Genomic DNA, 15,473 nt, shown 5'->3' with positions numbered 1-15,473 from the left:
CTTAAAGCTTGCGACCTTTACCAGCGGCAATCCGCAAGCGCAAAGCGTTCAGCTTGATGAAGCCTTCTGCGTCTTTCTGGTCGTAAGCACCATGATCTTCTTCGAAAGTCGCGATCGTCTCATCGAACAGTGAGTCATCAGACTTACGGCCAACAACATCAACGTTGCCCTTGTAGAGCTTCAGGCGAACCGTTCCATTCACATATTCCTGAGTCTGGTCAATCAGTGCCTGCAGAGCTTCACGCTCAGGCGACCACCAGTAGCCGTTATAAATAACCTCGGCATAACGCGGCATCAGACTGTCTTTCAGGTGCGCCACTTCACGGTCCAGGGTGATGGATTCGATGGCACGGTGGCCACGCAGCATAATCGTGCCACCCGGTGTTTCGTAGCAGCCACGGGACTTCATGCCCACGTAACGGTTCTCAACGATATCCAGACGACCAATACCATTGGCGCCGGCAACCTTGTTCAGGTTTTCCAGAACTTCGTGCGCCTTCATCTCCACACCGTCTACGGCAACAATGTCGCCTTTGCGGTAGGTGAGCTCAATGTAGGTTGGCTTGTCTGGCGCAGCTTCGGGAGAAACGCTCCAGCGCCACATCTCTTCCTCGGCTTCCGACCAGGGGTCTTCCAGATTCATGCCTTCGTAGGAAATATGCAGCAGATTGGCATCCATAGAGTAAGGCGACTTACCCTTCTTCATCTCAACCGGGATATCGCGTTCTGCACAGTAGGCCAACAGCTTCTCACGGGAGTTCAAATCCCACTCGCGCCAAGGCGCAATTACCTTAACACCTGGCTTCAGTGCATAAGCACCAAGCTCAAAACGAACCTGATCGTTACCCTTGCCGGTCGCTCCGTGGGAAATGGCATCTGCGCCGGTTTGGTTAGCAATATCGATCAAACGCTTGGCAATCAGCGGGCGGGCAATTGACGTGCCCAGCAGGTACTCACCTTCATAGATGGTGTTCGCGCGGAACATCGGGAACACGTAATCACGCACAAATTCCTCGCGCAGATCCTCGATATAGATTTCCTTAACCCCCAGCGCCTCAGCCTTCGCCCGTGCAGGCTCAACTTCCTCGCCCTGACCGATATCGGCAGTAAAAGTGACCACCTCACAGTTATAGGTATCCTGCAACCACCGAACAATAACGGAAGTATCCAGGCCGCCAGAGTAGGCCAGAACCACCTTTTTAATATCAGACATGCTTTTGCTCCAGACTGAACAGAATGGATGTATTGAAAAGAAGAGCGGTATTGTACGGGATGGCGGGAGAGTTGGCTATTGGGGTCGGGCATTAGCCCCTCTCCCCTTGCGGGAGAGGGGTTGGGGAGAGGGGGCGTTTTAAGCAGTAAACTCAACCAACCTGGGCCGACTGCCCCAACGCCTCTTCCCGAATGCCATCCCAGCCGCCCTTGATAGAGCGCAGCAGATCTGCAACTTCATCCAGCTTGGCTATATCATTCTTGGCACTGGCTTCCAGAAGCGTGCGCTCCATATAGTCATAAAGACCTTCAAGACGCTCAGCCAAATCCCCGCCTTTTTCAAAATCCAGAAAGCTTTTCAGCCCACCGATAATTTCAATCGCTTTACCGATCAGCTTGCCTTTACCCGCATAGTCTTTGACCTGCATGCGAGCCTTGGCCATATTGATACGCTCTAGCGCACCGTTATACAGCAACTGAATCAGCTTGTGAGGATCGGCATCGGTGATGCTGGTCTGGGTATTTACGCGTTGGTAAGCTTGTAAACCGTTCATCATTAACCTCGTTACTTACGGTTGTTCTGTGGTGCCAGTGCTTCAAGCTGCTGGGTCACGTAATCTCGGGTATTGTTGAGCTGTGAAATCAGCGAGTCGGCGGCGCTGAATTGCTTCACCAGGCGCTCCCGGTAGGACTCAATGCGTATATCCAGCTGAATCTGACTTTCCTGAATCTTTTCAAGTTCGCGGTTCAGGCTGCTGGTGCGGGATTCAAGCTTGCCGTCAGCACCAACAAAACTATTCACCAGATCGACGGTACTTTTGCCAACACCCCGTACAAAATTGATAGAGCCACGGGCGCCGGTCTGGTCTCCCAGAACACGCACCTGCAGGCCAGAAGCCGGGCCATCATCGCTACCCAGATACAACACCTGGCCATCGCCCTTGGCTACCTGACCACCAATGGTGCCAGCGATATCCTGGCCATCGGTACCGCTCGCCACCGAAAGGCCAAGCGCAGTGCCAGTGCCGTTTTCCACCGACGTAACGCTAACGCTGGACTCGGAGCCGTATTTACCCGAGGTAAACGTAAGCTTGTTATCGCTGTCCAGCCCAACCTGCACTGCTTCACCGGAATCACTGAGGCCTGCGTTAATGCCGCTATCCAGTTGCGCCTGAATATCAGCCACCAGCGCCTCGCGAGAAACGCTCGCGCCTTGGGTCAGCTTCAGGTTTACCGAAATGTCGCGATTAATTTCCAGCGTAAATTCGTCATTACTGTCATCTATCGTGACCGTTCCAGCCACCCCGGAGTCACCGACCAACCTACCCTGCGTGGCTGCTTGAGTAACGTTGATATCGTATTTACCCGCCTGGGTGTTCGTGCCGCTGCGCACAAACTCCACCTGGCTGTCAGTCGCCCTCCCCTGCTCAGCAAACAGTGCCGTAACATCATCGGGATTGTTCTTTAACTGAGTTTCAAATTCTTCGCGGTCAAACTCCAAGGCACCCGTGTTGGGGTCAGTTGAAATGCCCACATCGGCCAAACTGCGGACGTTGGCATTCTCCAAGCCCGGCACCACACCGGTGAGCACCTGGCGTAACTGGGCCTGAAGTGCACGCACAGTGCTGTCACCTGTGAGCAGGCTGCCCACACCAGCGTCGCTATTGAACCCAGCCAAGCTGTCAATGGTGGATTGCAGCGCGTTGAACTTATCGACAAATCCCTGAACCCGATCCGTTACCGCGCCAACGTCCTGGCTGACTTTTACGGTCGAAGTACCTATATCCGTGATGCTGAACGAAAGGCCATCAATCACATTTTCAAAACTGTTGGAGGAGCGGGTAACTTCAATGCCATTGATTTCCATTACTGCGTTGGTAGCCGCAATGGTCTCACTGAACCCTGCACCTGCTTCCATATCGGTGTTAAACGCAAAGCGAGACAGGCCGGCGCCATCAATGTTATTGCCGTCGTTATCGTTCGCCGTGATGCTCACCGCATTGGCGGTGCCGGTTTCATCAGCAGAGAGAACTAACTGAAAACCGCTGCCCGTATCAATGATCCCCGCGGACACACCCACGCCAGAATCGTTAATAGCGTTTGCCAGGCCCTGCAGGGAATTATTGCTGCTGTCTATGGTGATCTCTTTGGTTCTATCCCCCACCGACAACGTGAGCTTACCCTCGCCAACCGAAACAGTATCGCGGTCTGCAAACACATCCTTCGACGCCAGCGCCTGAGCAGAAGCCAAACTGGTCACGTCCAGACTGTAGCTGCCGCGATTGGCTTTTGTGCTGTCTACTGTGACACCGATATCTTCGTTAGATGAAGTGGCTGAGAACGCCTTCAAGTTGTCGGCAAAACTCAACTGGCTCATAGGCAGCCGCAGTTCAGTAATGGCACTGCGCAGCTTGCCATAGGCAGACAACATAGCCTCTGACTGCTGGGTTCTCAGAGTCAACCGGTTGTCAGTCGGTGCACGCTCTGCCGCAACCAACTGATCCACCAGATCCGACGTCAAAACGCCAGATCCAATACCCAGCGATGAAATACCTGCCATACCAATGCCTCCTTGAAGGGGCTGATCACTTTACACTCTATTTAACGGCCGCAAGCGGCAAAACTTTGCCTCATTCTACCGCTTATTTGTAACGCCGCGTAATCGCGCACTATTACCCCCACTCCCCAACCCCTCCCCCGCGAGGGGCGAGGGGCTTTAACTGCACTGCCTCAGGCTCTGGAAGCAACCTCACCTTGCCCCTAGGCGCTGGGAGTAATCTCCCCTCTCCCCCTGCGGGAGAGGGGGAAGGCCCCAACTCCCAAAACCAAAAACACCGCCGAACCCTCTCAGGTGCGGCGGTGCTGAAATACCGTTGCCATCATCCGCGCAAAAGCGGCGAGCCCTTACACTTTAATGTTAAACAACGTCAGCGGTTCATCCTGCTGCAATTTCTCTGCCAACCTCAATGCTACTTCATCCGGCATCTGGCGAATCACTTCCTGGGTAGACTGGTCAACCACCTTCACAATGGTCTGCCCCGATTGGTTATCCACCTCAAACTGGAGATCCCGCTGCACATTCTGAACAAAATCGTTCAATTTGCTTACCGCCTGGCCCAACTCTTCCCGTTGCGCTTCGCTGCGCTCCTTCAGCTTTTCAGCCTTCGAAGCTTCGTTTGCAACCTGGAGGTTCTGAACCTGACGAGTACCGGCATATGAAGCAACAAGGTCAGGGGCCTTTCTGCCCTCGGCCTGAGATGACGACATTGCCTTTGCCGGAGCCTGGGCGCCAGAGCGCACCAGCTTCAGATCCGGACTATTCAGGTTAACGTCATTCATAGCTTTACCTCGCTAAACTCAAACGGCGTAAAACCGGAACCCGAAGGTTCCGGCTGTTACCGCTAGCCCCTTACTGCAGGAGGGACAGGACCTGCTGCGGACGGGCATTAGCCTGTGCCAGTACCGAGATGCCTGCCTGCTGAAGTACCTGAGACTTAGCCAGTGCAGCTGTCTCTGCGGCAAAATCAGCGTCCAGAATACGGCTATTGGAGGCGCTAAGGTTCTCTACAGAAGTACCCAAGTTAGCGATGGTGGATTCAAAACGGTTCTGGATGGCACCGAGTTCACCGCGCACTTTGTTTACTGAGTCGAGAGCAGCATCGACACGCAAAATAGCGTCGTTTGCTCCCGCGACAGTACTTATGTCAGCATCACGCACACCGGTTGTTTGGTCCACATCGATTGCATCTGCTGAACCACTGGCGAGACCCAACGTATTCGCCAAATCTGCAGAGCCGCCCGTAGCTTTGAAGTTGATCTTTTCAGACGCGGAATATGTAACTTCACCTTTGTTAGCGGCAAACTGCCCACCCTGATCGGTTATACCACCATCAACCGTCCCGACTGCAACCGACTCCGCGAGATTAATCGTGCGACCGTCGGAGGACGACAGCGTAAGTCCATCGGTGCTATCCCAAACCGCCGACACACCGGTAGAGCCGGACTTGGAGTTAATGGCTGCCGCCACGTTACTTCCGTCTAACGTCAATCCACCGCTAAAATCGTGATTCACGGTGTAAACGTCTACACCATTCACAGCTAAGGTATAATCCGTAGTTCCGGTGCCACCAGTCACTGCGGTGATATCACCTGTACCAATAGTTACCTCTGTGCTTGCGGATGCAGTGAGTCCATCTACGCCAGATTCATTAATAGCTCTAGCAATCTGGGCCGCACTACCCGAGTCGTATCCATTTATCGTTGCTCCTGTTGAATCTTCCCTGTTCTCGGACGCGTTAATTGTTGTAAACGCATTATCCCCTACAGAAATCGAAACACCGTTAGCGGCGGTGATAGCACCAGCAACCGTCACATCTTTGGTAGCGATAGAACCAATTTGGTTAGCCTTGGTTCCTTGGGAAAGATCCACGCTAATCGTTTCACCTGCGTTAGCACCCACTTGGAATGCCTGAGCACCAAACGATCCATCCAAAACCTTTAAGCCATTAAATGCAGTTTGCGATGATATGCGATCAATTTCGTCAAGCCGCTGTTTAACTTCATCGTTCAAGGCTTGACGATCAGAATCGCTGTTAGTCGCGTTGGCTGACTGAACCGACAGCTCACGAATCCGCTGCAAGTTGTTAGTAATCTCATTTAGCGCACCTTCAGCCGTCTGCGCCAAAGATATGCCATCGTTCGCATTCCGCTGTGCGACGTTCAGACCTGTAATCTGAGCAGAAAACCGGGTAGATATTGCAAGGCCAGCGGCATCGTCTTTGGCCGAGTTGATGCGCAGGCCAGAAGACAAACGCTGCAGCGCCTGATCGTTCATACCCTGGGACTTGCTCAACTGGTTCTGAGCGTTCAATGAAGCGACGTTAGTGTTAATACCGAGAGCCATATTGCTTCTCCTTCGACTTGATAGTCTTTATTTCATGGAAGAGGTCTGGCGTTCTCTTTTTGGTTTGGAGCGCCGCCCTGTTATCCCTCTTAACGGCAGGACCATCAGGCGCTTTAGAAAAAGAGTCGGAGATTTTGTAAAGGAATGTAAAATAACAGCAGAAAAAACATAACCATATGTTTTAATAGATTTTTTTTATTTTCAGGATTTTATCAAAAATTGCTAAACTTACCGCCAAGACCTCCTAAAAAAGCGGCAAGCCAATTCCTTTCTGCCCGCCGGAATTCTGGCAACACCCTCTAAAGCCAATCAAAAATAAAAACAAAAAACATTTTGCAATCAGACGGTTAAACCAATAACCAGAAAACTGGCACACACTTCGCTTTACTCTCTCCCAAACGATCATTTAACGATTCTTTGCCGGTATGCTGCCTTTATCCATATGAGCAACGTGACCCGGCACCTCTGAGTAGGGAGATTGGATATGCCACAGGTCATTAATACCAACATTGCCTCACTGAACGCCCAGCGCAATCTGAACGCCTCACAAACCCAGGCCAACACGGCTCTGGAGCGGCTGTCTTCTGGCCTGCGTATCAACTCCGCTAAAGACGATGCCGCTGGCCTCGCGATTTCCGAGCGGTTCCAGTCCCAGATCTCCGGCCTGAATCAGGCACAGAGGAATGCCAACGACGGTATTTCTCTGGCACAAACCGCCGAAGGCGCGATGGACGAGATCACCAACAACTTGCAGCGCATCCGTGAACTGGCGGTGCAGTCCGCCAACGCCACGAACAGCATTTCAGACAGGCAGGCGCTGAATCAGGAAGTGCAGCAGCGGGTGGAGGAGATCAACCGAATCGCGGCGCAGACCTCTTTTAACGGGCTGAAGGTACTGGACGGAACCTTTGCAACCCAGACCTTCCAGGTGGGTGCAAATACCGGTGAGACAATTGCCATTAGCGGCTTGGATTCCAGAGGCAGTCAGATAGGCTCAATTATCAGCCAGAGCAATAATCTGGGCATTTCGATTGTGGAAAACCCCACACCTGAAATAACCACAACCAACGAATCCGGCCTTACATTTGGCGGGCCAGACATCAGCGGTTCAGTCACTGTCAATGATGTAACCGTGAACATTGCAACCCAGACTTACGCCAACCCAGCTGCCCTCGCCGGTCAAGTAGAAGGCCTATTGGACGGTTCCGTGGCTAGCGTACCTCCATTGACTCCAGAACAGCTCGCCGCTGTGGCTGACATCCAGGTAGGGGTAGATGGCGACCGGTTGACCTTCACCAGTTCGCGTGATGGGGCAGTTGATGCGGTTATTGATCTTAGTAGTGCGGCCGTTAATGCAATAACACCTGCCGATGCAACAGGCGCAACGCTGAACTCAGGCGCCGGTGACGACACCCTGACGGTCTCTGGCTTCACGGGTTTTAACTTTTCCGAGCTAAATACCGGCTCGGTTACAGTTGATGGGACTCCGGTAACTCTTGATTTGAGCAACGTCACCAACGTAACAGAATTCAATAGCGCAGTAAGCACACAACTCGGAGTAACCGGGCTGAGCGCAGCCGTTTCTGGCGATGATTTAACCTTTACATTAGCCAATGGCAACGGCACTGCTGCGTTGACGGATATTTCTTTCTCAGATGGCGGCACCCCCCAGGCTAACTTTGATCAGTCTCTGGAAATCGTAGGCCAAACCGGCGTCTCCCTGATCGACGCATTTGAACGTGGCGATGAGATTGATTTTCAGGTCGACCTGAACGGTCAGATCATTAACATTGAAGGCGCCAGATCACTGAATGACGTTATTGGCCAAGTAAATGCAAAAAGTAACGAAACGGGTATCTCTGCCAACCTTAACGCCCGTAACAATGACATTGTTTTCTCATCTCAGTTAGGCCAGGAGTTCACCATTGCCGTGAACGCCGATATTGATGGTGACGGCTCGTTTGGTGGCGCCGGCGATCTAAGCCAGCCCATTACCGGCACAGCAGCAGACAACACTGTGGCGGTTAATGAAGTGGACATTTCTACCCCGGAAGGCGCGGACCTTGCGATGATTGCCATTGATTACGCCATCGACACTATCAACGGCTTCCGCGCAGAACTCGGTGCCGTTCAGAATCGCTTCGAGTCTACGATTGCAAACCTCGCCACCACGTCTGAGAACCTCTCGGCCTCAAACAGCCGAATCCGCGATGCAGACTTCGCGGCAGAATCCGCTGAACTTGCCCGCACCCAGGTACTGCAGCAGGCAGGCCTCTCGGTACTGGCCCAGGCCAATGCCCGACCGCAGCAGGTGTTGCAGTTGTTGCAGGGTTAATAGCCCAGCACGAAAAAGCCCGATCCGGAGTTCCGAGTCGGGCTTTTTGTGTTTTATCTGGCCACCACAAATTCCTCAACCGCCCGCTGAACCGCTTCATTCAAACCCAGCCCATCTTCCGCAGCTTTCATGGCCAACTGTTGGTGCAACTCCCGTCCGATTCGAATATTGAAGGAGCCTTTAAAAGGCTTGTTGGGCGAGATGCCCATACGCTCACAATCTGCCAGGTATTCATCCACTGAAACTCTGAACTCCGCCTCCAGCACCCTCAGACTCTCTGCCTCATACGTCACCAGGTCATTAATAAACAAAAGCTTTCCGTAGAGCACGCCCTGATCCAGATCATGTTCGATAGAGCCTAGTTGCCCTTTGTGCTTCATGACATTGCTATTCATAGCAGACCCCACGCTTTTAAAACTCTTACCACATCTCTGACCATTAGCGGGCCACATACCTTTTTCGGGTGCGGCTTGTGCAGCCTGATCATTAGGCCACGTGCGTCTGGCTCTGGCTGGAGATAAAACCTAACTCTGGAGCCACTGCCCTGCTGTTCTTCAAAACCCAAAGAAAGCAGAAATCCCCGCAGCTCAGCCCAGGCTATGTCTCTGGGAGTAGGCTTTCGCAGGAGCTTAGCCGCGAACTTTTCCTTGTTTACCATGCGATCATCCTGATCATATTATGCAACCATTATATGGTTGCATAATATTGTTTACAACAAAGGTCTGGCTACAGCGCCAAATAATCTCACGCCCTCACAAACACCCCCTCGAACAATCCGGTCCGCCGCATCATTTGCCGGTCTTCTTCCTGAAATTGCGCATATTCCGGGTTCAGTTCCAGCAAGCCAAGCAATCGGAAAAGCCGCACCACTCGCGACTCCAGCGCCCACCTTGCCTGCTGCTCCTCGCTCGCGTAGCAAACCGGATAAGCTGCCACAGGTAAGCTTGGGAAGGCTTTTAGCATATCGCTGAAGTAATCCTGCACCGGCAACCACTGGCCGCCCTTTACTGAGAGCAACCAGAAGATGAACGGGCCTATGTACTGCACGTCCTCGATGCCTTCACGGTGATCCATCCAGGCCCAGTTGAACTGTGAAAGCGCTGCGGAGAGCATGTCCATATAAAAGGTGAGCCAACCTTTATTCTCAATGCGTTTGGCGGCAGACTTCTTGAGCAGCAAACGACCCTTTTCCTTTTTTGTGTAACCGGCAATTTCCATCAGCACGCGAGTGAGGTTTACGCCCAAAACATGCTCTTCCGAACGCGCTGCGCCGTATCTTGCCATGGGGAACACAATATCCTCTCCTCCGGCGTCTACCATTGCCTTCACATGCTTGAGAGGAAGGTTGCCTTTACCCGTCAGGCGAATGCCCTTATCGCCTATTTCCCCAATCAGTGCCTTGGCCATGCGCATTATCGGAGCAGTGTCCAGTTCGCGGCTGACGTCTTCAGCATCGAACAGGGGCTTGAAGACGGATGGACAGTTCAGCGGGTTTTGCAGGAGCTCATGTACCTGGTTTGGGCTAAGACCAAGGAAGTCGCTGGCGTGCGGAGCGAATTCTGGCTCGGTTTCGCTGAACAACGCGTCTCGCTCCAAGAGATCTTCATTAATCTGCACAAGGCTCACAAAGTCCGGATCAAATTGTTCACCGCCGCACCACTCCCGCACGGCCACATGCTCCGGGTGGGCCGCATCTTCCATGGCGTCGAGAAACTCATAGAACCCGTATAATCCCCCCACGTCTTCTGGCGGGCACTGGCGTGCCGCTTTTATGCATTTGGGTAGCGGCTCTGCCTCCTCGCCAGTCAGAATCTTTTCAAGTTTTATCTCATGCTCCCATCCATCACCAAAGTCGTATTCATACTTCAGTTTCTGCCCTTCGCTACTTAGAACGCTAGAAACAGGCAAGGCGCTCTCATCGAGAAAATTCATCATGCCATCAAAGTCCTCAGCCGGATCGCCAATCAACTGGCCACCGCCCGCCTGGAACAAATGCAGGTGCGACGCCTGCCAGCCCATGGCCACCTGAATAATCCGGTGCATGTCCTGAAAGGTGGTGTCGGGCTCAACCAGTAGTCGTCGCCAGATAGGCGGCTGTGCTCCGATGAGCGATACTTTGATTTGGTAGGCGTTGTTGTTTGGCTTGGTCATTCAAGCTCCAGTGTTTTTGGGGTGATCCAAGGCGTTCTTTGCTGGCAAATGTAACAGAGCCGACTTCGTCCGAGAAATCACTGATTGGCGATTTTGATGTATTACCTGCCCTTTTCAGCCTTGGCGTTGGCGAGGAGATTACCGACTACCTCTCACGCAGGGCCTCTGATCTCACCAAAAGGGACTAAATGTTATGCCCCCACTATGGACGGTGGAGTTTTCGCAACGAGCTGCAGCTGATTTCGACGATATTATTCTTCATACCTTCAAAAACTTTGGGCAACCGCATACTGCAAGTATCCATGGATTTTGTTGAACACCTGTAATCTGGCACACCTTTCGCAATACCTCACTTAACGCACAGCAAACCACCAAAAAACTGCAGGCCTTTGCCGCAATTATTCCGCGCAGCGGCAGGTAAACGAGGTATCCCATGCAAGCCAAACGTCACGTCCAGGAATCCCGTACCCAACAGGCACAGGCTGCTCGCCTGCTTCTCCAGGCCAACCTCGCTTATGGGGAGTCCAACAGCAATGGCCTTAGCCATATTCAGCGCCTACAAGCCAGGCAGGAATGCCGTGTGTACCTGGAAGAGGTGATTGCACTGGAGCCAAACAGCGCCATAGCTCTGGGATTGCTGGGGCGTGTCGAAATGGACGACGGGCAACTTGAAAACGCCCACGATCTCTTTGCTGCCAGCCTAAACGCACAACCCGGCCAAGCACAGCAATATGCGAACCTGGGATACTGGGCCCTGAAAACCGAGCGCCCTGCTCTGGCAGAACAGCACTTCCTGAAGGCCTTGGACTACGACCGGCAATCCGCCGCCGCTTTTTGCGGGGTGGCCCACGCCAAGCGGCTGCAGGGGCAATATGATGTGGCTTATCTACATTATCGCAAACTGCTGGAGGCAGGCGCCGAATGGGATTCTGTGTACAGCGGCATGCTCACCTGCGCTCAGCATCTGGCAATCAATAAAGCGGATATCGATCTTGCACTGGATGCAATTGCGCTCCTGAAGCATGAAGGCCTGCCGCACCAGGAAATCGGTCGTTTTGTGGGCTCCCTAATCCGCCAGCAATACGATCTGGATAATCCGCAGGCGGAAATCCTGCTGGACGCTGCCAGTGCGGATGAGCTGCTGATTCTGGCATTGCAAAAAACACTGATGCCAGATCCGGCTGTGGAAGAGCTCGTTATGATGCTGCGCCGCGCCATTCTTGCGGAAGTCGCCCAAACCGTTGACCTACGCGATGAACTTCAACAACTCACGCTCGCCATAGCTCAGTACGCCGATCGCACAGGCTATGCGCTGGCAGCGGAGGACGATGAAGAAAGGCTCGTTGCCGCCGTTAACGACAGCCTTGAAGCACAGTTTGCGATGGGAGAGGCCCAGGACGCTTTGATTGGCTCGCTGATGATCAGCGCCATGTACGGCGCACTGTTTCATCAGGATTTTGCAGTGCAGCTCGGGCAATGGAATCTGGTGGACTGGCCGCTGGCACTTCAGCCGGTTCTGGCCGCCAGCTATTACCACCGCGCCGAAGAAGAGAGCATTAAACAGTGCTTTGATGAAAAAGCGGAAGAACTGTCCCTGGATAAAACCGATGTGCCACAGGCCTGGCCTGCCTGGTCGAAACTGGCTTACCGCGCCGAAAGCAGCCTGAAGTCGCTGATGGCCATAGAGTTGGGATTAACCACAGACAAGCTGCCAGACACCTTGCGCATTATGGTGTGTGGCGCCCAGTCGGGCCAGCGCGCCATGGAACTTGCCCGTTACCTGGCGGACGTGGAAGTTATCGCCGTGGATGAGTCCTTGGCCAACATTGCCAAAGCCACACGCATGGCCACCCAATCTGAGGTCAGCAACATCGTGTTCTGGCCCTGGTCCATCGCCCAGCAGTTTGTGGCGGATGGTCATCAAGTGCATTGGGTTGAAGTCGGCCGCCTGCCCTCCCCGGCCATGACAGAACTCTCGCTGGCCGCCCTGGTGAACAGCGCCTCAGGTTCCGGGGCTATCGTGCACCTGCATACGGCCATTGCCGAGCAGACAGCCGGTGACCGACAGGTGCGCAAACTGGTTAAAGAACACGGCCTGCAACCAACCCGCGCTACGCTGCGCCAACTTCGCCGGATGGTGCTAACAAACCGGCAGGATGGCACCTGGAAAGAGCTTGCCAATGAGGACGATTTCTACAGCCTGGGTGGCTGCCGCGATCGCTGGTTCCGACCGCAGGATGAACAGCAACTGAAAGACCTGATGGCAATGGTGAGCAATGAAGTGGAATGGAAGCTCGTAAAGGCCCGTGATGAGGATGGCCACAGCCTGGCCACCTGCCCCGTGCAAACGCAGATTCAGGCCGAGGCGCTGGGGAGTGAGGTGCAGAGTGTGATGGGGCAGAATTTGAGTGTTTATTTTCAACGGCGGCGGTAACCGGCGCAAAATCCCGGGGCCAGAGAAAAACCTCTGGCCCCGGGCCAATCCAGGCTTCCTCTACATGTACGGAATCAAAGACTCCCCATACAAATGCAAATCTTCCAGAATCTGCTGCTTCTGCGGTGACAACTCCGGATCACTGGCAAGCCTCTGTAGCTCAAGCCCAAACGCCTCCAGCGAAAGCCAACCCTTTTTCGGTGCCATCAGGCGCTTGCTACGGAACTCTTCCCAACGCTCAGCTTCCTCACTGGTCAGTGAATCCGGGTAATTGCGGGCACGGTAGCGGAACAGCAATTCCTGCAAGCGCTCATCTTTAAAATTGAACGTCTCTTCAACCAGCCCTTCCGGTGGCGTTTGCAGCACCCGGTTCAACTCACTGCGATCTGCGGGCGAAATAAAACCGCCGGCGTAGAGTTGTTCGTCAGGATCCGTCAGGTCGCCTTCGTGGGGCTGGTCGAACGCTTCGGCGATTCTCGCCGCCAAACCCGGGGCTTTTCTCAACAGCGCGAGGTTGGCGCGGAGCGTTTCACCGTTCAGTTCCAGTTCAGCCAGTCGCTCAGCAGAGAGCGTGGTCAGCATATTCGCAGGCGCAAGCACCGGACATTTATTCAGCTGCACACTTTTTAGCGGGAATCGTTTCATCTCCCCCAGCTGCGCCTGAGAAGTAAAAACCCGCTCCCGAATCTGCTCCGGTGTGGCGTTAATCAGCTCGCTCGGGTCTTCCCGCAGGTCGTAAACAATCACCAGGTTTTTGTTCGTGGGGTGATCAGCAAGCGGCGCGACCATAGCGCAACAGCCGCGAGTGGCCGGGTATTTGGCGGAGATGTGGAATACCGGCTTCATAGCCGCCGTATCCAGCATGGCTCGGGCGGACTGTTTGTCTTTGTTCTTCAGAACAAAATCGAACAGCTTGGGTTGTTTTTCCTTAATCAGCTTGGCAACGGCAAGGGTGGCCTCCACATCCGACATGGCATCGTGCGCGGCTTCGTGGGCAATGCCGTTGGCGGTGGTGAGCGCTTCCAGCTTGAAGCTGGGGCTACCATCTTCCTTGCGCGGCCAGTTGATACCTTCGGGCCGAAGTGCGTAGGTCAGCCGCACCATATCGATAATATCCCAGCGGGAGTTACCGTTCTGCCATTCCCGGGCATATGGGTCGCGCAGATTGCGGTACAGAGTGTGGCGGGTTACTTCATCATCGAAACGCAGGCTGTTGTAGCCCACCACGCAGGTACCCGGCTGGCTGAACGCCTCGTTAATCTGAGAAATGAACTCCGTTTCCGGAAAGCCCTCTTCCATGGCTTTCTGGGGCGTGATGCCGGTAATCAGGCAGGCTTCCGGTGATGGCAGGTAATCGTCAGTGGGCTTGCAGAATATAACCAGCGGATCTTCAATAATATTCAGATCCGCATCCGTTCGCACACCGGCAAACTGGGAGGGCCGGTCGTGAACAGGGTCTACGCCAAAGGTTTCGTAATCGTGCCAGTAAAACGAGCGGATCAAGGGAAGGCTCCTGCCTTGTGAATCATTGAATTCAGGAGTCTAACAAAATCAAAACAGCTTGGTACCCATATCCGTTCGGTGAGTCTGCAGGCGTGATACCCCCTGGTTGACCAGCGTATTCATATCGCCCTTCATGTTGGTGGGCAAATTAATGAACACACCCTTACCGGCGTTAATCACGTTTGCGCCATCCGGGCTGGTCCATTCGACGCCTTCGCGCTGGAAGCCGATAAAAAAATCATCCGTAAAGCCCGTGGTCATATCACCGTTGTCCGTACCCACAATCACTGATTGCAAATGGCTCAGGGGTGCGCAATTGACGCCTGCTGAACAGTCCGCCGTGCCATCGTTGATTCCGATATGCGTCGCCCGGTAATCCGTTGCACTACTGGCAGCGTTAAACAGCGTTGCATCGTGTTCGGTGCCCGCGCTGTCTGTCAGTTTCAGCCCGATGTTGCCGCTGAAACTGCTGGTAAGAGAGGAGACCGACCCGCGCGCCTGCCGAAACCCCATGCGAAACCCGGATAACTGCGTTTTATCGTGAGTTTCAGCCAGTTCAATATAGGGCTGAACCGCCTCGAAAGGCACAACCTCTCCTACGGCGTAGGTGTTGCCATCGTACTGAACCGTGGAGGCATCGCGGGAGATATGGCCGAGCGCAATATGAGACGCGGCAAAATCCGAACCGCCATCAATCTCACCGATTTTCACATCATCAATATTCACCCGCGTCTCCACATCCATGCCAAGAGTCATGCGAGTGAACTCGTGGGTTGCGCCAGAAATATTGTCAACCTGCAGAAACGCCTGCCCCGTCACATCACCCATCGCCGATTCGGAAATCGGCTCCAGTTCAGCCAGGGCAACAGGCGCAATACCAAGGCAAACAGCGATGAAGGCAGCGTATCCATACGCGTGGAGTTGCATAGCAATGT

The 15,473-nt window shown here is 53.7% G+C and carries 12 protein-coding genes; 2 read left to right on the top strand and 10 right to left on the bottom strand.

All coding sequences use genetic code 11. The annotated features are described in order from the left end of the window. Window position 1: 1 nt before the first annotated feature. The 5 genes from FFI90_RS01805 to FFI90_RS01785 all read right to left on the bottom strand — a co-directional run bounded on the left by FFI90_RS01805 (window position 2) and on the right by FFI90_RS01785 (window position 6,115). Complete coding sequence (locus tag FFI90_RS01805; protein WP_144775966.1) at window positions 2–1,213, bottom strand: argininosuccinate synthase; 1,212 nt, start codon at window positions 1,211–1,213, stop codon at window positions 2–4. Window positions 1,214–1,364: 151 nt separating this feature from the next. Continuing rightward, window positions 1,365–1,766 carry a flagellar export chaperone FliS gene (fliS, locus tag FFI90_RS01800; protein WP_144777179.1) on the bottom strand — a complete coding sequence of 134 codons (402 nt, stop codon included), beginning with the start codon at window positions 1,764–1,766 and terminating at the stop codon, window positions 1,365–1,367. A gap of 11 nt (window positions 1,767–1,777) precedes the next feature. Then, window positions 1,778–3,772 (bottom strand): flagellar filament capping protein FliD, encoded by a 1,995-nt coding sequence (gene fliD, locus FFI90_RS01795; RefSeq protein WP_144775964.1) that lies wholly within the window; start codon window positions 3,770–3,772, stop codon window positions 1,778–1,780. 344 nt (window positions 3,773–4,116) lie between these two features. Next, the gene (locus FFI90_RS01790) at window positions 4,117–4,551 is read right to left on the bottom strand and encodes a flagellar protein FlaG (protein WP_144775962.1); all 435 of its coding nucleotides are present in this window, start codon (window positions 4,549–4,551) and stop codon (window positions 4,117–4,119) included. A 70-nt stretch (window positions 4,552–4,621) separates the two neighbouring features. Next, a complete protein-coding gene (locus FFI90_RS01785; RefSeq protein ID WP_144775960.1) occupies window positions 4,622–6,115 on the bottom strand; it encodes a flagellin in 1,494 nt (497 codons plus the stop codon). A 484-nt stretch (window positions 6,116–6,599) separates the two neighbouring features. Between FFI90_RS01785 and FFI90_RS20380 the strand changes: the two genes are divergently transcribed. Continuing rightward, window positions 6,600–8,450, top strand: a complete 1,851-nt coding sequence (locus FFI90_RS20380; protein ID WP_144775958.1) for a flagellin N-terminal helical domain-containing protein — start codon at window positions 6,600–6,602, stop codon at window positions 8,448–8,450. Window positions 8,451–8,503: 53 nt separating this feature from the next. Here the strand turns inward: FFI90_RS20380 and FFI90_RS01775 are convergent, their stop codons facing one another. From FFI90_RS01775 to FFI90_RS01765, 3 genes are all read right to left on the bottom strand, one after another. Then, a complete protein-coding gene (locus FFI90_RS01775) occupies window positions 8,504–8,845 on the bottom strand; it encodes a type II toxin-antitoxin system HicB family antitoxin (RefSeq protein WP_144775957.1) in 342 nt (113 codons plus the stop codon). Beyond that, on the bottom strand, window positions 8,842–9,108 hold the full coding sequence (locus FFI90_RS20465) for a type II toxin-antitoxin system HicA family toxin (protein ID WP_144775955.1): 267 nt from the start codon (window positions 9,106–9,108) through the stop codon (window positions 8,842–8,844). Before FFI90_RS20465 ends, FFI90_RS01775 begins: the two co-directional genes overlap by 4 nt. Window positions 9,109–9,194: 86 nt before the next feature. Beyond that, window positions 9,195–10,601, bottom strand: coding sequence for a plasmid pRiA4b ORF-3 family protein (locus FFI90_RS01765; RefSeq protein WP_144775953.1), 1,407 nt, complete (start codon window positions 10,599–10,601; stop codon window positions 9,195–9,197). A 433-nt stretch (window positions 10,602–11,034) separates the two neighbouring features. On the opposite strand from FFI90_RS01765, the gene FFI90_RS01755 reads away from it, so the two are divergent. Further along, window positions 11,035–13,035, top strand: a complete 2,001-nt coding sequence (locus FFI90_RS01755) for a tetratricopeptide repeat protein (protein WP_144775951.1) — start codon at window positions 11,035–11,037, stop codon at window positions 13,033–13,035. Between the two features lie 60 nt (window positions 13,036–13,095). Here the strand turns inward: FFI90_RS01755 and sbcB are convergent, their stop codons facing one another. Beyond that, window positions 13,096–14,538, bottom strand: coding sequence for an exodeoxyribonuclease I (sbcB, locus tag FFI90_RS01750; protein ID WP_144775949.1), 1,443 nt, complete (start codon window positions 14,536–14,538; stop codon window positions 13,096–13,098). Window positions 14,539–14,586: 48 nt separating this feature from the next. Further along, window positions 14,587–15,465 (bottom strand): hypothetical protein, encoded by an 879-nt coding sequence (locus FFI90_RS01745; protein WP_144775947.1) that lies wholly within the window; start codon window positions 15,463–15,465, stop codon window positions 14,587–14,589. Window positions 15,466–15,473: the final 8 nt, after the last annotated feature.

This window comes from Marinobacter maritimus, from assembly GCF_007671675.1.
Taxonomy (GTDB): domain Bacteria; phylum Pseudomonadota; class Gammaproteobacteria; order Pseudomonadales; family Oleiphilaceae; genus Marinobacter; species Marinobacter maritimus.
Note: the sequence above shows the minus strand (reverse complement) of the source record. Positions and strands in the feature narration are given on the sequence as shown.